The organism is Paracoccus acridae (genome assembly GCF_014642735.1).
GTDB lineage: Bacteria > Pseudomonadota > Alphaproteobacteria > Rhodobacterales > Rhodobacteraceae > Paracoccus > Paracoccus acridae.
In genome coordinates this window covers 56,092-76,458 of sequence record NZ_BMIV01000009.1, presented here as the reverse complement: position 1 = coordinate 76,458, position 20,367 = coordinate 56,092, and the positions used below count along the sequence as shown (strand labels likewise).

Below are 20,367 nucleotides of genomic sequence, written 5' to 3'. Positions count from 1 at the left end.
AAATGAAAGACGTCAATCATTTTCTTCGGCCTGCCGCGCGGCAGACCGTCCGGTCAGGCCATCACCCGTGTCAGCGCGGCGTCGATGGCGTCCGTGATGCGGTCGATGTCGTCGGGCGTGGCGATCAGCGCGGGCGACAGGCACAGGGTGTTGTTCAGCCCCGGAAGGCTGCGGTTGGTGGCGCCGATGATCACGCCCTGGGCCAGGCATTCGGCCACCACGGCCTGCACGCGCTTTTCGTCCAGCGGCTCGCGGCTGTTGCGGTCGGCCACCAGTTCCGCCCCGCAGAACAGCCCCTTGCCGCGCACCTGGCCGATCACCGGATGCCTGTCCTGCAAGGCATGAAGGTTCGCCATCACCCGCTGGCCCATGGCGACGGTGTTGTCCAGCAGGCCCTCGTCCTCGATGATGCGCATGTTCTCCAGCGCCGCCACCGGCCCCGCCGTGCAGCCGCCGAAGGTCGAGATGTCGCGGAAATAGCCCATCGGGTCGCTGGCGTCGTCCTTGAACATCTCGAAGACGGCCTCGGTCGTCACGGTGCAGGAAATCGCCGCATAGCCCGAGGCCACGCCCTTCGCCATGGTCACGATGTCGGGCTGGATGCCGTAATGCTGGTATCCGAACCAGGTGCCGGTGCGACCAAGCCCGCAGACCACCTCGTCGATATGCAGCAACACACCGTACTTGCGGCAGATCTCCTGGACGCGAGGCCAGTATCCCTCGGGGGGCGTGATGACACCGCCGCCCGCCGTGATCGGTTCCAGAACGATCGCGCCCACCGTGTCGGGACCTTCGCGCAGGATCACCTCCTCGATGGCATCAGCCGCGCGTTCGCCATAGTTTTCCACGTCCCACTGGGCCCGGTATTCCAGGCAATGGGGCACGCGGACGAAGCCGTCGGGATAGGGTCCGTATTGCGCCGCCCGCTGGTCCTGGCCCGAGGTCGCCAGCGTGCCGATGGTGGTGCCGTGATAATCGCGGTCGCGATACAGGATCTTCCACTTCTTGCCGCCAAGCTGGCGTGCGGCGATCTGGCGGACCATCTTGTAGGCCTTCTCGTTGGCCTCGGATCCCGAATTCGAATAATAGACCCGGCTCATGCCCGGCATCTTGGCGATCAGGCGTTCGGCGAACAGCGCCGCCGGCACGGTCCCCGCCGCCCCCGCATAATAGTTCAGCTTGATCAACTGGTCGCGCACGGCATTGGCGATGCTTTCCCGGCCGTAACCCACGTTGACCGTCCAGACCCCGCCCGAAAGCCCGTCCAGGTATTCGCGCCCGTTGGTGTCCCACAGGCGCATCCCCTTGCCCTCGACGAAGACGCGGGGGTCGGCGGTTTCATATTGCTTGTGCTGCGACAGGTGGTGCCAGACATGCGCCTTGTCAGCGGCGACGACATGGGACAGGTCGTTGACGGGATGATCGAGGGACATGGCAGACTCCGGTCTAAAGGGTCGCGCGCGGCGACTGTGGATCATCCGACTGTCGCGGGATAACGGCATTTGGGCAACGGCGATTTTTCGGAACAGGCCAGCTTGTTGATTTTGCGAAGCTCTGTCACGATCCGCTTCGAATCCGAAGCACGAAAGCAATGGCCAGAAGCTGCGACGACAAGGAAGACCGGCTGGTCGCGATGCGGCTGCGCATCGTGCGGCGGTCCAAGGGGCTTTCCCAACGCGAACTGGCGCGGCGCGCGGGCGTGGGCAGCGGCACCATATCGCAGATCGAATCCATGGCGCTGAAACCCTCGGTCTCGGTCCTCAAGCGGATCCTGGACGGCGTGCCCATGGATCTGGCGACCTTCTTCAGCTTCGAGCTGTCGCAGGACCAGGCCCGCGTGTTCCGGCGGGGCGAGCATGTGGACATCGGCGCGCCCGGCATCAAGTACCTGCTGCTGGGGGCGCAGCGGTCGGGGCGCAACATCCAGATGCTGCACGAATATTACGAACCCGGCGCCAGTTCCGGGCGCCACGCCCTGTCCCATGCCGGCGAGGAATGCGGCCTGGTCATCAGCGGCACCCTGGAGGTGACCATCGGCGACGAGGTGCATGTCCTGAATGCCGGGGACGGCTATTACTTCAGCAGCGCCCTGCCCCACCGGTTCCGCAACATCGGAACATCCGTCTGCGAGGTCGTCAGCGCCTGCACGCCCCCCAGCTTCTAGCGCGGGCTTCCCGAACCCGATTCCGCCGAGGGCGTTGTTCCCGACAACACCGGAGACCGCCATGCCCCGCCCCACGCCGCAAGACGACGCCGATACGCTGGAACGCTTTGTCGATGCGCAGCACGGCGTCCACGATGTCGCGCTGTCCGAACTGAAACGCGGGCGCAAGGAAAGCCACTGGATGTGGTTCATCTTTCCCCAGTTGCGCGGGCTTGGACATTCGCCCATGTCGCACCATTACGGCATCGCCGACCTGGACGAGGCGCGCCGATACCTGGCCCATCCCGTGCTTGGCCCAAGGCTGATGGAATCGGCCAGGGCGGTCCTTGCGCATGACGCCCTTTCGGCCGAGGCGATCTTCGGGTCGGTCGATGCCACCAAGCTGCGGTCCTCGGCCACGCTGTTCGCGGCGGTGCCGGATGCGCCCGATGTCTTCGACCGGATCCTGCGGACCTTCTTCGACGGGCAGCCCTGCCGCCGGACCCTGGACCGCATCGGATGACCCTTCGCACCCCTGACGGCCGCTATATCGTCGTGCGGGGCAGGCTGTGGCGCGCGGCCAATCCCCATCTGGACGATGCAGACCGCGCGCGGCTGGTCCGGCAGTTGATGGCGGCCCGCCGCGCGGTCGGGGCCGCCCTGGCGTCAGGCGATGCCGGGGCCGAAAGGGGGGCCCGCGATCAGGTCAACCAGGCCAAGATCGGCTTGGGCGAACGCGGTCTGGTCTGGTGGGACGATGGCGCGCCGGATCTGAACCGCAGGATGGCGAAGAACACCGTTTATGCGGAATGGTTCGAGGGGCTGACACAGCCGGACCCCGATTCCGTCAGGCGGGCGGCCGATGCCCCAGATCCCAGAAGATGCCCGCCATGATCGCCAGTCCCTCGCGCGCGATGCCGATGGGCAGGTGCTCGTCGGCGCCATGCTGGCCGCAACCGGGATAGGAATGGGGCACCCAGATCGTCGGCAGGCCCAGCGTGTCGGCGAAGATCGCGTTGGGCAGCGATCCGCCCAGGTTCGGCAGGATCACCGGAGCCTTGCCCAGCGTGCGCTGCATCGACGCCGCCACGAAGCGGACCCATTCGTTGTCCAGATCCGACCGGCTGGCGGGAAAGGCGGCACCATCGGGCAGGATCCCGACCCGATGCAGGCCCGCATCGTCCAGCCTGCGCCGGATGGCGGGCAGCACCGCATCGGTATCGACCCCGACCGGATGGCGCAGTTGCAGCCGCGCCCGCGCCCGGGGCGGAATGGCATTCAGGGGCTCGGCGATGCTGCCCCCCTCGATCTCCAGCACCTCCAGCGTGGACCAGCCATAGACGCGCTCGGCCTGGCTCAGGCCGGGGGCGCCCCACCAGGGGTCAAGGTCGGGGTCGCCCGGCGCGGTCTGGATGGTGCAGCGTGACAGCGCCTGGCGCACGTCGTCGGGGATGGTGCCGGGGGTCAGTTCCGGGACCAGGCATTCGCCGGTGGGGCCGATCAAAGCGGCGACGGCATGGGCCAGTTCCACGGCCGGATTGGCCAGCAAGCCGCCCCAGTTCCCCGAATGGTGAAAGCCCTCGCGGGCCGCCACCTCCAGGTGGATGTCCATGCAGCCGCGCGCGCCCAGGAAGATCGTCGGCCGGTCCAGCCCGATGCGCGGGCCGTCGGACGCGATCAGCATGTCGGCCGCGAAGGCTTCGGCGTCACCGGCGACCAGGGCGGCAAGGCCGGGCGATCCGCATTCCTCGCCCATCTCGATCAGCACCTTCAGGTTGAAGCCAAGCGCGCCGCTGACGGCCAGGACCGCCTCGATCGCGGCCAGGTTCACCGAATGCTGGCCCTTGTTGTCGGCTGTGCCACGGCCATACCAGCAGCCGTCGCGTTCCGTCATCTCGAAGGGGGACAGGCCGGGCGACCACGCCTCGGCCAGGCCCGTCACCACGTCGCCATGGCCGTACATCAGGACGGTGGACAGGGCCGGATCCTCGATCCGGCTGGCCAGCAGGAAGGCGCCGGCGGCATCGTCATGGCGAAACACCCGGACCGCGAAGCCCAGGCGGTCGAAGACCGGAACCAGTTCCCGGTCAAGATAGGCTTGCAGGTCGGCCCCATGCGCCCCCTCGCGCGAGACGGTGGGCATTGCCACGCGGCGCGCCAGATCGGCCTTGAAGCGGCCCGAATCCAGAACCTCAAGCGCGGCGGCGATGGCGCCCTCTCGGGTCGGGGCGGGATCAAGGCTCATGCGGCACCTTCAGACGGTTCTGGACGAATGGCGGCAGCGCCCGATCATAGCCACCCCGGCGGCAGGGCGGAAAGGGGCGGCGCTGCGGATCAGGCCTCGGCCTTGACGATTTCCAGCGACAGCCCTTCCAGCGGCGGATTGGTGTTTTCCCGCGTCATGTAGTCGAAGGCCTCGTCATGGCTGGCAAAGACCATCGGCGCGACGCTGGTGGAAAAATCGCGACCGTCTTCGGTCAGGCGGAAATGCGGATTGTCGCGGCGGCAGATCCAGTATTCGTCCATGGCAAGGCTTTCTGGCGGCTTCTTCAGCCACCCTACCCGCCTGACCCGCCGATGGTTCCCTTCACTCTGCCCCAGCACTGTGGCTTGCCACAAGAAGTTGCGGTTGTTCACATTCATACCGCAACCCGTGATTGCCCATGTCCTGCTTTTGTTCTAGGCTGCGTGGTCCGGGCGGCATGCAGGCCCGTCCCGTCCCTTTCCCCGAACGACCATGCGCCGGCTGATCTCGACCGCCTTCTATCTGTTCCGCTACGGCATCCTGTCGGCCACGCTGATCGTGATCGGCGGCTTCCTGATGGCGACCTTCGCGGCGGGTGGAGGGGCTGGAGAACCGATCCGGCAACCGATGGCGGCGGGGGTGGTTCTGGCGGCGCTGCTGCTGCCGGCGCTGCTGATGCCCCGGACGGCCAAGGCCCGGCGGCGGACCGCCAGCCGCAAGCGCAAGAAGCCCGCACCCCGGCCCCGCCCGCGGTCCAAGCCAAGCCCCGTCTCGTGTCCCCGCGACGGCCATGCCTTTGAACAATGGGTCGCCGACAAGATGGAAACGCATGGCTGGCGGGTCGATGTGACCGCCGGATCGGGCGACCAGGGGCTGGACATCATCGCCCGGCGCGACGGCCGCAAGATCGGCGTCCAGTGCAAGCGCTACGACGGCGCGGTCGGCAACAAGGCGGTGCAGGAAGCCTTTTCGGGCCGCGCCTTTCACCGTGTGGATGCGGCCGTGGTGATCACCACCGGCCATTACACGCCAAGCGCCAAGGCCCTGTCGCGCAAGACCGGGGTGCATCTGCTGCATGTCAAGGACATCCCCCGGATGCGCAGGCTGGTCTGACCTTACCGCGCGCTGCCGGACCGGGGCCGTTCGGCCGCGATCCCCGACACGATCGCGTCGAAGGCGCGACTGGCCGCGATCTCGTCGATGGTGGCCGCCAGCCGGGGCCGCCAGTTGGGATATTCCCCGGCGGTGCTGGGCAGGTTCACGGGCCGGATGTCCTGGGCCAGATCCTCCAGCCGGGCGGCCATCAGGCGCGAAGGCGTGCGCGCGACATAGCGGTGGACCGCCACCATCAGATCCAGCGGCACGGCGTCGTTCTCCGCCATGTCCCCGGTTTGGTCAAGCAGCCCCGCATCGCACAGCGCGCGGACCAGATCCCGCCGTTCGGCCGGGCGGGCGTCCGCCTGTTCGCGGCCGGTTTCGGCGCCGATCAGGTCGAATTCCACGCGCAGGGCGATGTCCTTCCCGGTCCACCATCCCTTGAAGGTGGGCAGGTCATGGGTGGACAGGCAGGCCAGGGCGCCTTCGGGATAATCCTCGGGCGCGACAAAGGCCGTGCCCTCCCGTTCGAAGAACAGGATGCGGTATGACAGGATGCCCGCCTGCTCCATCATCTCGCGAAAACCGGGTGGGACGTTGCCCAGATCCTCGCCGATGACGATGGTCCCGCTGTCGTTCGAGGCCTTCGCAAGCGCCCGCAGCATGTCGTCCAGCGGATAGCGGGCATAGGCGCCCGCATCCGCCCCCGCGCCCTCGGGGATCAGGAAAAGCTGCCACAGTCCCAGGGCGTGGTCGATCCTGACCGCCCCCGCCCGGCGCATCACGCGGCCCATCAGCGTGCCCAGGGGCGCGGCGCGGCTGGCGGCCATGGCGGCGGGCGACAAGGGCGCCAGGCCCCAGTCCTGGCCCTGTTCGTTGAAGTAATCGGGCGGCGCGCCGATGCGCACGCTGGACAGCACGTCGGGATGGCCCCAGCTTCCCGACCCGTCCCCGGCCTCGCCCACGGCGACGTCGAGGTAAAGCCCGATCGCCATGCCCGCCGTCTTGCAGGCCTCCTGGGCGCGGGCAAGCTGGCCGTCGGCCTGTTCCTGAAGCCAGCGATAGAAGGCGATGTCGCCCGCATGGGCCGCCGCGAAATCCGCGACCGCCCGCCCCTCGGGATCGTGCCAGTCGTCGGGCCAGGCCCTCCATCCCGCGCCCTGCCCCTTCGCGGCCATATCGGCCGAGATCGCGTCGAACAGCGCGTGCCGGTCCAGGTCGGCCCCGCCCTTGCGGCGGAATTCATCGGTCGCGTCCGGCATGTCCAGGGCCCGCCAGACCGCCCGCAACGCCGCCATCTTGGCGCGGGCGACGCCGGGATAATCGACCAGTTCGGTCGCCCGCAGCCGGTCGAGGTCCGGGGCCTCGACCATGCCGGGATCAAAGCCGGGGATCCGGTCCACGGCCAGGTAAAGCGGATTGAGAAACCGCCGGTTCGACGGCGAAAACGGGCTGCATCGTTCGGGATCGGCCAGAAACAGCGCGTGCAAGGGGTTGAGGCCGATGAAATCCGCGCCCCGTTCCGCCAGAACGGGGATCAGGTCCTGAAGATCGGCGAAATCGCCGATGCCCCAGTTGCGCGCGGATCGCAGTTGGTAAAGCTGCACGGCCACGCCCCAGAATCGTCCGCCGTCGGGCAGATAACAGCGCAGGCCCGCCGGGGCCTGCAGCGCCTGGGGGCGCATCGCCGCCGCATCCCGCCCGAAGGCCTCGACCAGGCTTTCCAGGGTGCTGTCGGGAACCTGGTGGCGGGTGCCGTCCATCCCGTCATATTCGGGCTGGATGCCCAGTTCGCGCGCGCGCGCCGCGATATCAGCCATGCCGTTTTCCCCTGCCCCGTCATTGCGGAAAAACGGGGCCGAGGGGGTGATTGTTCCGCAGGAAACGCAACCCCCTTGACCGAAAGGACAGCTTCCCTACGACGAAAGAACCAGACATATACGCCTTATCAGCCTGGCGGCGCCTGTTGTTCCGTTCCCGTTTTTCCGGTATCGCCGCCTGGCTGACATTTCCCCCATTCCATCCTGCCGGCCGGGCCTTCGCCTGGGGCCGGTGCCGTTCGGACCCCGCCATGAACATCCCCCTGATCCATGCCCCGGCCCTGCCCTGGGCGGCCGAGACCACGCCGATCCTTGCGGGCTTCGAATGCGGCAGGCTGCACTGGAACGGGCACGACCTGCTGCATTCGACAGGCCACCTGCCCGACGCGGCCATGGCCCATCACTATGCGGTGGCCCGCGAGCAGGGGGTGGCGGGGGCGCGGGACGGGTTGTCCTGGCGCCACGACATCGCGGCGCGGGTGGGTGCCGCGCCGCCCGGCTTTCCGGTGATCTGGGATTTCGTCCATTTCGACGCCCCGCCCCGGCCCGTGCAGCACGCCGTGGCCTGCTGCGATGCGCTGCCGCCCGGATCCTGGGCGATCGCGGTCAACGAACCCTCGGTCGGGCGGCGGGTGTCGGGCATGACGCCCGGCCGGGCCACCGACATGGCGCTGCGGATCATGGCGGCGGCGGCCTGCCTTCCCGACCCGCCGTGCTTCGCGACCTGCGATCCCTTCCATCACCTGCATCCGAAGGTCTTCCGGGCCACCGACCGGCTGGTCGCCAGCGGCCATGTGCGGATGGTCGGCGTGAACTATTACCCCCACCACGCGGTCGAGCCGCTGCACCGGGTGCTGCGCGCGGTCGCGGACCGATACCGCCTGCCGGTGATGATCACCGAGACCGGCTGGCACCAGGGGCTGCGCGCGGCGCACCGCCGCTTTCCCCATGTCCGCGACCGCTGGGACTGGCTGGCCCATGTCCGGGCGGAGATCGCGCTGTCGGGCGTGCCCGTCGCGGGGCTGTGCTGGTATCCCTGGCTGGACATGCCCGCCTGGGACGACCCCGCCCATGGCCGCTGGCCCTGCGGCTGGCCGGGGCGCCAGGCCTGACGCGTCAACGGGCGGGCGCGACCCGCCAGATGGTGTTCGACAGGTCGTCCGCCACGATCAGCGCCCCGCGTGGATCCAGCGTGACGCCCACCGGACGGCCGCGGGTGTTGTCCTCGTCCACCAGGAAGCCGGTCATGAAATCCACCGCCTCGCCCGCCGGGCGGCCGTCGCGGAACGGCACGAACACCACCTTGTAGCCGACCGGCGGATTGCGGTTCCAGCTTCCGTGCATCCCCACGAAGACCCCTTCCGCGAAATCCTCGCCCATCACCGGGTCCGAGAACGCCACCCCAAGCGCCGCCACATGCGCCCCCAGGGCATAGTCCGGCACGATGGCGGCCGCGACCTTGTCCGGGTCCTGGGGCTGCGCGCGCGGATCGACCGTCTGCCCCCAATAGCTGTAAGGCCAGCCGTAAAAGCCCCCCTCCTGCACGGCGGCCAGGTAATCGGGCACCAGATCCGGCCCGATCTCGTCGCGTTCGTTGACCACGGCCCAGAGTTGCCCGGTGTCGGGCTGGATGGTCAGCGCGGTCGGATTGCGCAGACCTGTGGCATAGGGGCGGTGCATTCCGGTCCGGGCGTCGATCTGCCAGACCATCGCGCGGTCCTCCTCGGCCTCCATGCCGCGTTCGGTGATGTTGCTGTTCGACCCGATCCCCACATACAGGAACCGCCCGTCCGCGCTTGCGGTCATGGCCTTGGTCCAGTGGTGGTTGATGGCCTTGGGCAGGTCGGTCAGCGTGACGGGCGGGCCGCTGGCCTGGGTCTGCCCGTCGGTGTAATCGAAGCGGACCACGGCATCCTGGTTGGCCACGAACAGCCCCCCGTCGATCAGCGCCAGGCCATAGGGCGAATTCAGTCCCTCGGCGAAGACGCCCTGCATCTCATAGGTGCCGTCGCCATCGGCGTCGCGCAGAAGGGTCAGCCGGTTGCCGCCGGGCTCGGGGCTTTTGCCCAGGGCCTTGATGAAGCCCGCGATCACGTCCTTGGGCCGCAGGGCCGGGGCGCCCTGCCCCTTACCCTCGGCCACCAGGATGTCGCCATTGGGCAGCACCAGCGTCTGGCGCGGGATCTTCAGCCCGGTCGCGATGGCGGTGACGGTGAAGCCTTCTGGGACCGTCGGAAGGGCGTCGCCCCATTCGGCCGGGCGGGGAATGACCATCTGGGGCAGAAGCGCGCGTTGCGGGTCGGGCAGTTCCGGGGTGGCCCCGGTCGCCGGGGTCTGGGCGGCAACGCCAAGCGGCAGGACCGCAAGGGCCGTCATCATCAGCAATCCGCGCATCACGCCCACTCCCGAAATCCAAGATAGCCGGTCCAGGACGCCAGCAGCGCCAGGACCGCAGCGATCGCCGACAGCCACAAGCCTTCGGGCATCATGGCCCAGGCGTCCTTGGCGTGGACCAAGGCATTGACCAGCCCCAGCACCCAAGCTGCCAGCAGAAGCAGGGCATGGACCAGCCGCCGCCGGTCGCCGCCCCGGTGGCGGATCAGCCCCACCAGCGACCACAACAGCGCAAAGCCCCCCAGCAGCAGCCCGCCGGCATTCAGCCATTGCGCGAAATTCGCCCACTGGATCTGGAAGGTCCGGGCATAGGCCAGGTCGCTGGCCAGCGTGCCCAGGAACAGCGGGAACAGGAAGGCCAGAAGAATGGCATGAAGCGGATGCAGCGGCCGGGCCGGCGCAAGGCTTGATCGGGGGGATGAGAGACTGGCCACGGGGTTTTCCTTCCTGTCGGCGTCAGGGACTCAACGCCCCCGGGCGACGATGGTTTCCCCCTGCCCTATTCCCCGTCGGTCTCGGCCATCAGTTCGGGCGACATGTCCTGCCAGAAACCCGCGATGCGCGCGGCGTTCAGGGGCGACATCCAGCCATGGCGCTCGAAATCCTCGCGCAGGCGGGCATCGGCAAGCTGGCTCATGAACAGGCGCCTGTCGGCGTCGCGCTGCGTGGGGGTGCGCGCCTTCACCGCCGCCAGGATCCGGCGCAGCCGTTCCGCGCGGGGCGAGGTGGGCGCGGGCGGCGCGCCCGTGTCAGTTTCGCCCGCGGCCTTGCCGTCAAGCGCCGCCGTCAGATAGCCGATCTTGCTGCGCACGCCCTCCTTGCCCTCGACATAGGCAAGCTTCGCCATCACCTGGGCCTCGCCATGCAGGCTCAGCCATTGGCGGGCCAGCCGGTCGCTGACGCCCAGGGCGCGCAGCCGGGCATAGACCGGGCCGTGCCGCGCCCCTTCCCCGTCATCCATGTCCAGGATCGCAAGCTGCGGGTTTTCCCGGATCAGGAAACGAATATCGGTGACCGCGCGCCCGGTCTTCCTGGTTTCGGGCGTCAGGATGATGTTGCTGGTGCGGCTGACCTCGGCCACGGCGGGCTTGATGATCTTGGCGTTCAGGTGCTTGAACGTCTCGTAATAGGCGGATCCGTCCACCCCCATCAGGCGGCGGAACAGCTCGATCGGCCACCAGCCGGTCGATCCGGTCCTGACGAAGCGATAGCAGTTTTCATACAGCGCAAGCGCATGGCCGCTGGTGAAGCGCCGCTGGATATTCAGGTTGATCAGCGCGAAGACCTTGGGATCGTGCAGCTTCTCGGCCAATGCCGGGGAATAGGCGTATTCGCAGACGCCCCCCTTCAGCCGCGCGAAGGACAAAAGGCTGCTGACCCCCCATTCCTGCTGGCCCTTCTCGTCCAGCATGTCCCATTCCGCGACCGTCTCGGCCAGGCCCCGCAGCGACTGCTTCAGCGTGTCGAGGTCGTTGGAATTGTAGCCGATCATCAGGCACAGGGTGCGTGCGTCGATCTGGTGGCGCGGGCTGCTGATCAGCGTGTCATAGGCATTGAGCAGCAGGACATTGGACAGCTTGCGCTGCAACAGCGTCAGCTTGCCCGACACATGGATCGCCGCCACATGCTTCTTGACCGCGCCCCGGCGCAAGGCGCCCGTCAACTGATCGCGGGGAATGTCCTGCATGGGCCTGTCCGGTTGAGGGTCTCCCTTGCCATTATGCCCGCAAGGGTGCCCGCCTGCAATGCCGTGACGGGCACCTTGGATGCCGTTCGGTGCCGTTATGGGCCGTCCTGTAAACGGGTTCCTTTGCAACCCGGTCAGCCTGAAGGGAACCCGTTTACAGGATAGATAGCCGCTGCCTTGCGCTGTCGGACGCCTGTTTGGCGGGGTTTGCTGGCGGAAATCCCTTGTTCCTGCGAATCGGTTCCCCTTATCCCGGAATCGGGTACCCTCCGTCCCGGAATCGGGTGCCTCTCATCCCGAAGACGGGTGCCTGATGTCCGTCAAGCCATTGTATTCGATCAATAAAGACGACGCGAAAGATCTTAAAGAGGATTCATATTCCTCTAAACCGCAGGACGATTTTCTTGAATTAAGAGGGGTTTCGCCGCGAAACGTGGGACGCTGCACGAACTTTTCCCCTTCCATGTCACGAACTTTCCAGGAATACCTTCAACTACAGCACATCGTGGGAAACGTGACATGTCATCTGGCAAAGATCCCTTGCCCCCTTATTTCAACATAGACCCGGCCAAGGCGGCACGGCGCCTGTCCGATCCCATCGACACCGCCCGATTCGCCAAGGCCGCCGCCTTCGCGACCCGTGGCCGCCAGGACCTGGCCGAACGCGGCTATGCCCCGGATGGGCAAAAACGCCTTCGCCGCTTTTCGACATGGGAGGTCTGCCGCTACCTGATCCCGGTGGCCCCGGCCCATTTCCGCCGCGTGCTGCGCAAGTTCCCCGACCTGCCCCAGGGCACCGGCGAAGGCAATTCGAAATGGTTCAGCCTGGAGGATGTGCTGCGCCTGCGCGATCACTTCGCCGCCGAGGGCGCGGCGGGCCGCGAATACCGTCCCTGGCGCCCCGAAGGGCTGCCCGCAAAGACGATCGCTGTCGCCAATTTCAAGGGCGGGGTCGGCAAGACCTCAACCGCCGCCCATCTGGCCATGTCGGCGGCGCTCGACGGCTACAAGGTGCTGGTGATCGACCTCGACAGCCAGGGCAGCATGACCTCGATCATGGGGGGCAAGGTGGCCGACGAATGGTCCACGGCTTTTCCGCTGCTTGCCCGTGACTATGCCCTCGCCCTGCAGGATGAGAACCGCGTCCGCGAGGCCGCAGGCCAGCCCCCCCTGCCCTTCGACGAGACCCTGACCGAGGCGCTGACGATCACAGCGCGCGACCTGATCCAGCCGACCCATTGGCCCAACATCGACCTGGTCGGGGCGCAGTTGAACCTCTATTGGGCGGAATTCCAGGTGCCGGTCTGGCGCATGGGCCTGCGCGGCTGGCCCTTGTGGGACGCGCTTGGCAATGCGCTGACCAAGGACCGGATTGTCGATGACTATGACATCATCATCCTGGATACGCCCCCTGCCCTGGGCTATCTGACCATCAATGCCCTGGCCGCCGCCGATATCCTTCTGGTGCCGCTGGGCGCGTCCTTCCTGGAATTCGACTCGACCGGCCGCTTCTTCGACATGCTCTATTCCACCTTCGCCAGCGTGGAGGACGGAGAGAATGCCGCCCGCCGCCGCGAAGGCCTGCCGGAAATCCGCTTTGAATGGGACGCCGTCCGCGCCATCATCACCCGCTTCGACGCGGCGCAGCAGACCGACCTAGCGAATGTGATCCAGGCCTATTTCGGCGATTTCATGACCACCTTCCGCCAGGAGGTCACCGCCATGATCGGCCAGGCGGGCGAGCAGGTGAACGGCATCTACGAGGCCGACTATCGCGAATTCAACCGCGACACTTACGTCAGGGGTCGGGAAACCTTCGACCGCACCTGGGCCGAGGTCAAGGAACTGATCCTGGGGGCCTGGTGGCGCGATCTTCAGATGGAACAGGCCGAACAGGAGAAGGCGGATGGTTAAGCGCAGGCGTCTGGAAACCCCCAGCAGCGACGATCTGACCCGGATCGAAGAGGAGTTTCGCCGCGAAACCCATGGCCGCCCGTCGATCGGGCCGGGCATTGCGCCGATCGCCCAGGTGGCCGCCGACAGCGCCGCCGTGGCGCCTGCCGAAGGGGCCGATGCGCGGGCCGCGCGGGCGCGGGACCAGGCCGATGCCCAACGGCTGCGGCAAGCCGAAGGACAGGGGCTGCTGATCACCGAGATCCCGCTGGACCAGATCGACGAAGGCGCGATGATCCGCGACCGCATGGTCATGGGCGAGGACGAGATGACGGAATTGCGCCTGTCCATCGCCGCCAACGGGCTGCGGCTGCCGATCGAGGTGTTCCGCCTTGACGACCAGGAAGGGCAGGGCGCGCGCTTTGGTCTTCTTTCGGGCTATCGCCGCCTGCAGGCCTTCCGCGCCCTGCGCGATCTTGCCGGCCCCGAGAAATACGCCTGCATCCGCGCCCTGATCCGCCCCCGGGCCGAGGCCGACGCCGCTTTCGTCGCCATGGTCGAGGAAAACGAGGTTCGCGAGGAGCTGAGCCATTTCGAACGCGGCCGCATCGCCGTGATCGCCGCCAACCAGGGCGCCTTCGCCAATGTCGAGGACGCGGTGAACCGTCTTTACGCAACCGGGTCCAAGGCCAAGCGGTCGAAGGTCCGGTCATTCGCGCTGATCTTCGAGGAACTGGGCGACATGCTGCGCTTCCCGGAAGCGCTGACCGAAAAACGCGGCTTGCGATTGTCGGCGGCCCTGCGCAACGGGTCCGAAGGCAAGCTGCGCCAAGCCCTGTCATCCGGCGCGGCCGAGGATGCCGAGGGAGAATGGCAGTTGCTGGAACCCGTCATCGTCCAGGCGGAAATGGCCCCGCGCAGCCCGTCGCGGGGCGGACGCCCGCGCGCGCGCCAGCCCGCGCAATACGGTTGGATCGACGACCAGACCATCCGCACCAGCAGCGGCGTCACCATCAGGCATGCCCGCGACGGCAAGGCCCATGTCCTGCGCATCGAAGGAAGCATGATCGACAACGACCTGATGGAAAGCCTGATGTTGGAGATCCGGGCCCTTCTCGAGCGATAGGTTTCGCGGCGAAACCCTCATGTTGACGTAAGGTCAATCTTTACCGGCGGGCAGCCAGTGTCCATGTTGCCTGCCGAACAGAATCTGGAGCCGCCCGGCCGTCCTGGAACAGGAACCCGGGGGCGTGTTTGGCGTTCCGGCTGGTCATTCGGACCAGGCGAGTCGGGTCGGGGAGAGAACGTGGCGAAGACGAGAGACCTGGCGATCCTGTCCCTGATCGTCGTTTTGATATGTGCGGTGTTCATCTTTGATCTCTATGTCCGCCTGGGGACCGCGGTCTGGCTGATCTATATCATCCCGCTGGCGCTCAGCTTCTCGACCACCTTGCCCTGGGCGCCGGTTGCCGTCGCGGTCATGTCCTGCGTGGCGATGGCGGCGGGGTTCTTCCTGGACGGGCAGGCCGGGATCGACCCGCGCATCGCCGCGGTCAACCGCACCATGGCCGGGATCGTCTATCTGATCCTGGGCAACATGGGCCGGATGCTGATCGGAAGCCGCGAAGCCATGCACCGCGAGGCCTGGATCCGCGAAGGCGAGGGCGAGGTCTCGCAGGCCGTGCAGGGCGATCCGTCGGCCAGGCAACTGGGCCAGGATGTGCTGCGGGTCCTGGCGGACCGGCTGGGCGCCCGCGCCGCCGTCGCCTATGCCGTGGACGGGCAGGGGGTGGAACGGCTGGCGGCCTGGGGCGTGGATGAGGGCGACCCGGCGGGAAAGGTCCGGGGCACGCCCGGCCATCTGGCCCGCGCGATCGCCGAAGGCCGGCCGGTCCATCTGACGCTGGACCCCGATCAGGCCCTGGGCTGGGGGTCGGGCCTGGCGCGGGGGCGGGCGGCCCATGCGCTGATCGTGCCCACCCGCGAAGGACGGCAAACCGACGGCGTCCTGGAATTCGGCTTCGACGCGCCGCCGCCGGGCAGGGCGATGGATCTTCTGGACCGGGTCGGCGAACGGGTGGCCCTGGCGCTGCGGTCGGTGGCCTATCGGCAGCGGCTGCAGGATCTGCTGGAGGAAACCCGCCACCAGGCCGAGGAACTGCGCAGCCATGCCGAGGAACTGGCCGCCACCAACGAGGAACTGGAGGAGCAGAGCCGCGCCCTGCAGGACAGCCAACGGCGGCTTGAGGAACAGCAGGCCGAACTGGAACAGCAGAACAGCCAGCTTGAAATCCAGACCCAGGAGCTTGAGGATCAGCGCGACGCCCTGGCCCGATCGCGCCGCAGCCTGGAAGCCAAGACCATCGAACTGGCGCGCGAAAGCCGCTACAAGTCGGAATTCGTGGCGAACATGTCCCACGAATTGCGCACGCCGCTGAACGCGCTTTTGATCATGTCGCGGCTTCTGGCCGAGAACCGGTCGCGCACCCTGACCGAGGAACAGGTCCGCTGGGCCGAAACCATCGAAAGCTCGGGCAAGGATCTTCTGGTCCTGATCAACGACATCCTGGATCTGTCCAAGATCGAGGCCGGCAAGATGGAGGTCGCGCGCGAAAGCGTCGATCCGGGGCAGGTCGCCAGGAAGCTGGTCCGCGCCTTCGAGGAACAGGCCCGCACCAAGGGGCTGGAACTGGGCTTCGAACTGGCGCCGGGGCTGCGCACGATCCAGACCGATCCCGCGCGGCTGGAACAGGTGCTGCGCAACTTCCTGTCGAACGCGCTGAAATTCACCGAACGCGGCCGGGTGACGCTGCGCATCGCGCCCGCGCCCGACGGCATCGCCTTTGCGGTCGCCGATACCGGCATCGGCATCGACCCCGACCAGCAGGACGCGGTCTTCGAGGCCTTCCGCCAGGCCGACGGCACGATTTCCCGCCGCTTCGGGGGCACCGGCCTGGGGCTGTCGATCTCGCGCGAACTGGCCGACCTGCTGGGCGGGCGGATCGTCCTGGAAAGCCGGAAGGGGCAGGGCAGCACCTTCACCCTGGTCCTGCCCGACATGGCCGACAAGGCCGCACCGGCGCCCGCGCCCGTCGCCGCATCCGGCCCCGCGCCGGACGTTGCCGGGGCAGGGGAGGGGGAGGAAGACAACACCCCCCTGGCCGCCCTGCCGGGCCTGACGGACGACCGCGACCGGATCGAGCCGGGCGACCGGGTCATGCTGGTGGTCGAGGACGACGCGGCCTTCGCGGGATTGCTGTGCGACCTGGCGCGCGAACTGGGCTTCCGCTGCGTCTGCGTGGACCGGGCCGACGACGCGGTGCGCGCGGCCAGGCGGTTCCTGCCCCATGCGATCGTGCTGGACATCCGCCTGCCCGATCATTCCGGCCTGTCGGCGCTTGACCGGCTGAAGCGCGACACGGCGACGCGCCATATCCCCGTGCATGTGATCTCGGCCGAGGATTACACCCGCGAGGCCATGGCCCAGGGGGCGATCAGCTATATGCTGAAGCCGGTGGCGCGGGAACAGCTGGAAACCGCCATCCGCAACCTGGAACAGCGCCTGAAGGGCCGGTTGCGCCGCGTGCTGATCGTCGAGGACGACCCCGCCCAGATGGAAGGGCTGCGCGCCCTTCTGGCCAGCGACGAGGTCGAGACCGTGGGCGCGGGCACCGCGGCGCAAGCCTTCGAGATCTGCCGCAGCCAGACCGTCGATTGCATCGTGCTGGACATGACGCTGCCCGACGCGTCGGGCTTCGATCTGCTGGAACGGCTGGACGGCGACGGCACCGCATCCTTCCCGCCGGTGATCGTCTATACCGCCCGCGCGCTCGACGAGGCCGAGGAACAGCGGCTGCGGCGCTATTCCAAGTCGATCATCATCAAGGGCGCGAAATCGCCCGAACGGCTGGTGAACGAGGTGACGCTGTTCCTGCACCAGGTGGTGTCGGAACTGCCCGAACGCCAGCGGAAGATGCTGGCGGCGTCCCTGAACCGCGACGCGCAGCTTGACGGGCGGCGCATCCTGGTGGTGGAAGACGACATCCGCAACATCTATGCCCTGACCGGCGTCTTCGAGCCCCATGGCGCGACCGTCCAGATCGCGCGGAACGGGCGCGAGGCGCTTGAGGCCCTGGGTCGGATCAACGACGGGGCCGCGCCCAAGGTCGATCTGGTCCTGATGGACGTGATGATGCCGGAAATGGACGGGCTGACCGCCACGCGAGAGATCCGCAAGATCGACCGCTGGAAGACGCTGCCCATCATCATGCTGACCGCCAAGGCCATGGCCGAGGACCAGAACCGCTGCATCGAGGCGGGCGCGAACGATTACCTGTCCAAGCCCCTGGACGTGGACAAGCTGTTGTCGCTGACCCGGGTCTGGATGCCGCGATGACGCTTGCCCCCGTCGCCGCCGATCCTGCGGATGTGGTGGAACTGGACCTGTTTCTGGAAGCGCTGCACCGCCGGTGGCATTACGATTTCCGGTCCTATTCCCGCGCCTCGCTGGTCCGGCGGGCCGATCTGGCCCGCCAGCGGCTGGGCTGCGCCAGCCTGTCGGAACTGCAGGGCCGGATCCTGCGCGACGAATCCGTGCTGCCCGACGTGATCGACGCGATGACCGTGCAGGTCAGCGAACTGTTCCGCGACCCCACCTATTACCTGGCGCTGCGCCGCGAGGTGATCCCGCATCTGCGGACCTTTCCGTCGCTCAAGGTCTGGGTGGCGGGCTGCGCGGACGGAGAGGAGCTGTATTCCCTGGCCATCCTGTTCCGAGAAGAGGGATTGCTGGACCGCACGCTGTTCTATGCGACCGACCTGAACCGCCGCGCCCTGGCCCGCGCCGAGGCGGGCGTCTATCCGATTGACCGGCTGCCGGTTTTTTCGCAGAATTATCAGCGCGCAGGCGGGGCGGGGACACTGGCGGACCATTACACGGCGGCTTATGGTCGGGTGGCCTTCGACCGTCGCCTGCGCGAAAGGACGGTCTTTACCGAACACAACCTGGCCGCCGACCAGGTCTTCTCCGAGGTGCATCTGGTGTCCTGCCGCAACGTGCTGATCTATTTCGACGCCTCGCTTCAGGACCGCGCCCTGGGCCTGTTCGCCGAGGGTCTGGCGCGGGGCGGCTTCCTGGGCCTTGGCTCGCACGAGACGCTGCGCTTCTCGACCCATGCGCGGCATTTCGCGGCCTTCGACGAACCCGGCCGCATCTGGCGGCGCACCGCCAGCCCGGAAGACGCCCATGCCTGACAGACCCATCCGGTTCCTGATCGTCGATGACATCCCCGAGAACATCCTGGCGCTTGATGCGCTGCTGCGCCGCGACGGGCTGGTGATCGACCACGCCCAGACCGCCGCCGAGGCCTTGGAACTGATGCTGGTCCACGATTACGCCCTGGCGCTTCTGGACGTGCATCTGCCGGGGACCGACGGTTATGAACTGGCCGAACTGATGCGGTCCACCGAACGGACGCGCAGTGTGCCGATCATCTTCGTGACCGCCGCCGAGCGCGACGAGACCCGCCGTTTCCGCGGATACGAGGCGGGGGCGGTGGATTACATCTTCAAGCCCATCGACCCCCTGGTGATGAAATCTAAGGCCGAGGTGTTCTTCCGCATCGGCCGCCAGGCCCGTGACCTGCAACGCCAGCACGACGAGATGCAGCGCATCGCCCATGACCGCGACCGCGCGGCCAGCCTGTTGCGCGCCCATACCGACAATTCGCCCCTGGCCTTCGTCACGCTGGACCAGGATCTGGTGATCCGCGCCTGGTCCAAGGGCGCCGAACGGATGTTCAGCCGCGAGGCCGCCGACCTGCTGGGCCAGCCCGCGACCGAGACCGGCTGGATGGACGAGGCGGGCGCGGCGGTGCTGGCGGGCTGGCTGTCGCCCGGCGACCTGGCACCGCGCCATTCGGCGGAACTTCCCCTGGGCCATGCCGAGCGCGGCCCGATCCCCTGCGAGATCTATGGCTCGATCCTGACGGGGGGCAACCGGCGCACCCTGTCGCTGCAGATCCTGGACATCACCGAACGCAAGCGCGCCGAGGAGGTGCGGTCCCTGCTGGTGGGCGAGTTGAACCACCGGATCAAGAACACGCTGGCCAATGTCCAGGCGATCGCGCGGCAGGGCCTGCGCCGGTCGGGCGATCTGGCCGAGTTCGAGCAGGGCTTCGTCGGCCGCCTGCAGGCCTTGTCGCGCGCCCATTCGATCCTGTCGGATTCGACCTGGTCCAGTGCGCCGCTGGACCAGTTGATCGACGACCTGATCCGGGTGGGCACGCTGGATGCCGACCGGCTGCGCCGCAGCGGGCCTGCGGTGGAGTTGACCCCCGACACCATGCTGCGCATGGCGCTGACCCTGCACGAACTGGCCACGAACGCCGCCAAGTATGGTGCCCTGTCGGTGTCGCAGGGGATGGTGCATCTGGATTGGGCGATGCGGAACGGCGGCCTTGTGCTGTCCTGGCGGGAAACCGGCGGGCCTGCCGTTACCGCCCCTGACCGCACGGGGTTCGGATCGGACCTGATCGCCGCCGTGGCCGGGGGCGACGACGATTCAGTCCATGCCGACTGGCGGCCCGAAGGCGTCGTCTGGACCATCCGCCTGTCCGAAGGCGTCAGCCCGCTGGAAAGCGAACCCGTTCCCGTCGAGGCGCAGGCCTGCGCGATGACGGGACCGGCGACGATCCTGCGCGGCTGCAACATCCTTGTGGTCGAGGACGAGCCGCTGGTGGCGATGGACATCCAGGCCGAACTGGAACATGCCGGCGCGGGCCAGGTCCATGTCGCCCGCACCGTGGAAATGGCCCTGTCGGCCCTGGCGGCGGGGCGGTTCGACCTGGCGCTGCTGGACGGGAACCTGAAGGGGCAGCCCGTCGATCAGGTGGCCGAACGGTTGCGCCGGGCGGCGGTGCCGTTCTGCTTCGTGTCGGGCTATGGCCGCGAACACCTGCCGCCCGGCTTTGACGAGGCGCCGCTGATCCAGAAGCCCTTTCCCCCCGCATCGCTGCACCAGACCCTGAGCGAGCTTCTTTACGCCCGCACCGCCCGCGCCGCCGAGTGATCTTCGATGGCGCGCGCCCGG

The 20,367-nt window shown here is 67.7% G+C and carries 17 protein-coding genes; 10 read left to right on the top strand and 7 right to left on the bottom strand.

Going from position 1 to position 20,367, the window contains the following annotated elements; translation table 11 throughout:
• Window positions 1–53: 53 nt before the first annotated feature.
• Window positions 54–1,433 carry a hypotaurine--pyruvate aminotransferase Tpa gene (tpa, locus tag IEX25_RS13660; RefSeq protein ID WP_188715621.1) on the bottom strand — a complete coding sequence of 460 codons (1,380 nt, stop codon included), beginning with the start codon at window positions 1,431–1,433 and terminating at the stop codon, window positions 54–56.
• A 158-nt stretch (window positions 1,434–1,591) separates the two neighbouring features.
• Here tpa and IEX25_RS13655 point away from each other — a divergent pair, with 158 nt between their 5' ends.
• The 3 genes from IEX25_RS13655 (at window position 1,592) to IEX25_RS13645 (ending at window position 3,037) form a co-directional block, all read left to right on the top strand.
• Window positions 1,592–2,164 (top strand): cupin domain-containing protein, encoded by a 573-nt coding sequence (locus IEX25_RS13655; RefSeq protein WP_229665212.1) that lies wholly within the window; start codon window positions 1,592–1,594, stop codon window positions 2,162–2,164.
• Between the two features lie 61 nt (window positions 2,165–2,225).
• Window positions 2,226–2,666, top strand: a complete 441-nt coding sequence (locus IEX25_RS13650; protein ID WP_188715619.1) for a DUF1810 domain-containing protein — start codon at window positions 2,226–2,228, stop codon at window positions 2,664–2,666.
• Complete coding sequence (locus tag IEX25_RS13645) at window positions 2,663–3,037, top strand: hypothetical protein (protein ID WP_188715617.1); 375 nt, start codon at window positions 2,663–2,665, stop codon at window positions 3,035–3,037. The genes IEX25_RS13650 and IEX25_RS13645 overlap by 4 nt, the downstream gene beginning before the upstream one ends.
• Here the strand turns inward: IEX25_RS13645 and IEX25_RS13640 are convergent.
• Window positions 2,991–4,388 (bottom strand): M20/M25/M40 family metallo-hydrolase, encoded by a 1,398-nt coding sequence (locus IEX25_RS13640; protein WP_188715616.1) that lies wholly within the window; start codon window positions 4,386–4,388, stop codon window positions 2,991–2,993. The two genes, IEX25_RS13645 and IEX25_RS13640, sit on opposite strands and share 47 nt — an antisense overlap.
• Window positions 4,389–4,477: 89 nt before the next feature.
• Window positions 4,478–4,669, bottom strand: coding sequence for a hypothetical protein (locus IEX25_RS13635; protein WP_146038656.1), 192 nt, complete (start codon window positions 4,667–4,669; stop codon window positions 4,478–4,480).
• 211 nt (window positions 4,670–4,880) lie between these two features.
• On the opposite strand from IEX25_RS13635, the gene IEX25_RS13630 reads away from it, so the two are divergent.
• On the top strand, window positions 4,881–5,501 hold the full coding sequence (locus IEX25_RS13630) for a restriction endonuclease (RefSeq protein ID WP_188715614.1): 621 nt from the start codon (window positions 4,881–4,883) through the stop codon (window positions 5,499–5,501).
• A gap of 2 nt (window positions 5,502–5,503) precedes the next feature.
• Here the strand turns inward: IEX25_RS13630 and malQ are convergent, their stop codons facing one another.
• Window positions 5,504–7,303, bottom strand: coding sequence for a 4-alpha-glucanotransferase (malQ, locus tag IEX25_RS13625; RefSeq protein ID WP_188715612.1), 1,800 nt, complete (start codon window positions 7,301–7,303; stop codon window positions 5,504–5,506).
• A gap of 251 nt (window positions 7,304–7,554) precedes the next feature.
• On the opposite strand from malQ, the gene IEX25_RS13620 reads away from it, so the two are divergent.
• Window positions 7,555–8,415 (top strand): hypothetical protein, encoded by an 861-nt coding sequence (locus tag IEX25_RS13620; protein ID WP_188715610.1) that lies wholly within the window; start codon window positions 7,555–7,557, stop codon window positions 8,413–8,415.
• Window positions 8,416–8,419: 4 nt separating this feature from the next.
• Here IEX25_RS13620 and IEX25_RS13615 read toward each other — a convergent pair whose 3' ends face one another.
• From IEX25_RS13615 to IEX25_RS13605, 3 genes are all read right to left on the bottom strand, one after another.
• Window positions 8,420–9,697, bottom strand: a complete 1,278-nt coding sequence (locus IEX25_RS13615) for a PQQ-dependent sugar dehydrogenase (protein ID WP_188715608.1) — start codon at window positions 9,695–9,697, stop codon at window positions 8,420–8,422.
• On the bottom strand, window positions 9,697–10,131 hold the full coding sequence (locus IEX25_RS13610; RefSeq protein WP_188715606.1) for a DUF2231 domain-containing protein: 435 nt from the start codon (window positions 10,129–10,131) through the stop codon (window positions 9,697–9,699). The genes IEX25_RS13615 and IEX25_RS13610 overlap by 1 nt, the downstream gene beginning before the upstream one ends.
• 65 nt (window positions 10,132–10,196) lie before the next feature.
• Complete coding sequence (locus tag IEX25_RS13605; RefSeq protein ID WP_188715605.1) at window positions 10,197–11,384, bottom strand: replication initiation protein; 1,188 nt, start codon at window positions 11,382–11,384, stop codon at window positions 10,197–10,199.
• 519 nt (window positions 11,385–11,903) lie between these two features.
• Here IEX25_RS13605 and IEX25_RS13600 point away from each other — a divergent pair.
• The 5 genes from IEX25_RS13600 to IEX25_RS13580 all read left to right on the top strand — a co-directional run bounded on the left by IEX25_RS13600 (window position 11,904) and on the right by IEX25_RS13580 (window position 20,346).
• Window positions 11,904–13,298 carry an AAA family ATPase gene (locus tag IEX25_RS13600; protein WP_188715602.1) on the top strand — a complete coding sequence of 465 codons (1,395 nt, stop codon included), beginning with the start codon at window positions 11,904–11,906 and terminating at the stop codon, window positions 13,296–13,298.
• On the top strand, window positions 13,291–14,403 hold the full coding sequence (locus IEX25_RS13595) for a ParB/RepB/Spo0J family partition protein (protein WP_188715600.1): 1,113 nt from the start codon (window positions 13,291–13,293) through the stop codon (window positions 14,401–14,403). The genes IEX25_RS13600 and IEX25_RS13595 overlap by 8 nt, the downstream gene beginning before the upstream one ends.
• 180 nt (window positions 14,404–14,583) lie before the next feature.
• Window positions 14,584–17,673, top strand: a complete 3,090-nt coding sequence (locus tag IEX25_RS13590; protein WP_229665210.1) for a hybrid sensor histidine kinase/response regulator — start codon at window positions 14,584–14,586, stop codon at window positions 17,671–17,673.
• Window positions 17,670–18,530 carry a CheR family methyltransferase gene (locus IEX25_RS13585; protein WP_103173575.1) on the top strand — a complete coding sequence of 287 codons (861 nt, stop codon included), beginning with the start codon at window positions 17,670–17,672 and terminating at the stop codon, window positions 18,528–18,530. The genes IEX25_RS13590 and IEX25_RS13585 overlap by 4 nt, the downstream gene beginning before the upstream one ends.
• A complete protein-coding gene (locus IEX25_RS13580; RefSeq protein ID WP_188715599.1) occupies window positions 18,523–20,346 on the top strand; it encodes a response regulator in 1,824 nt (607 codons plus the stop codon). Before IEX25_RS13585 ends, IEX25_RS13580 begins: the two co-directional genes overlap by 8 nt.
• Window positions 20,347–20,367: the final 21 nt, after the last annotated feature.

Excerpts from the sequence above, each read along its gene's own strand:
- IEX25_RS13635 (WP_146038656.1), bottom strand. The coding sequence starts at position 4,669 with ATGGACGAATACTGGATCTGCCGCCGCGACAATCCGCATTTCCGCCTG.
- IEX25_RS13630 (WP_188715614.1), top strand. The coding sequence starts at position 4,881 with ATGCGCCGGCTGATCTCGACCGCCTTCTATCTGTTCCGCTACGGCATC.
- IEX25_RS13595 (WP_188715600.1), top strand. The coding sequence starts at position 13,291 with ATGGTTAAGCGCAGGCGTCTGGAAACCCCCAGCAGCGACGATCTGACC.
- malQ (WP_188715612.1), bottom strand. The coding sequence starts at position 7,303 with ATGGCTGATATCGCGGCGCGCGCGCGCGAACTGGGCATCCAGCCCGAA.
- IEX25_RS13645 (WP_188715617.1), top strand. The coding sequence starts at position 2,663 with ATGACCCTTCGCACCCCTGACGGCCGCTATATCGTCGTGCGGGGCAGG.
- IEX25_RS13655 (WP_229665212.1), top strand. The coding sequence starts at position 1,592 with ATGGCCAGAAGCTGCGACGACAAGGAAGACCGGCTGGTCGCGATGCGG.
- IEX25_RS13650 (WP_188715619.1), top strand. The coding sequence starts at position 2,226 with ATGCCCCGCCCCACGCCGCAAGACGACGCCGATACGCTGGAACGCTTT.
- IEX25_RS13600 (WP_188715602.1), top strand. The coding sequence starts at position 11,904 with ATGTCATCTGGCAAAGATCCCTTGCCCCCTTATTTCAACATAGACCCG.
- IEX25_RS13605 (WP_188715605.1), bottom strand. The coding sequence starts at position 11,384 with ATGCAGGACATTCCCCGCGATCAGTTGACGGGCGCCTTGCGCCGGGGC.
- IEX25_RS13585 (WP_103173575.1), top strand. The coding sequence starts at position 17,670 with ATGACGCTTGCCCCCGTCGCCGCCGATCCTGCGGATGTGGTGGAACTG.
- IEX25_RS13615 (WP_188715608.1), bottom strand. The coding sequence starts at position 9,697 with ATGCGCGGATTGCTGATGATGACGGCCCTTGCGGTCCTGCCGCTTGGC.
- IEX25_RS13640 (WP_188715616.1), bottom strand. The coding sequence starts at position 4,388 with ATGAGCCTTGATCCCGCCCCGACCCGAGAGGGCGCCATCGCCGCCGCG.
- IEX25_RS13580 (WP_188715599.1), top strand. The coding sequence starts at position 18,523 with ATGCCTGACAGACCCATCCGGTTCCTGATCGTCGATGACATCCCCGAG.
- tpa (WP_188715621.1), bottom strand. The coding sequence starts at position 1,433 with ATGTCCCTCGATCATCCCGTCAACGACCTGTCCCATGTCGTCGCCGCT.
- IEX25_RS13620 (WP_188715610.1), top strand. The coding sequence starts at position 7,555 with ATGAACATCCCCCTGATCCATGCCCCGGCCCTGCCCTGGGCGGCCGAG.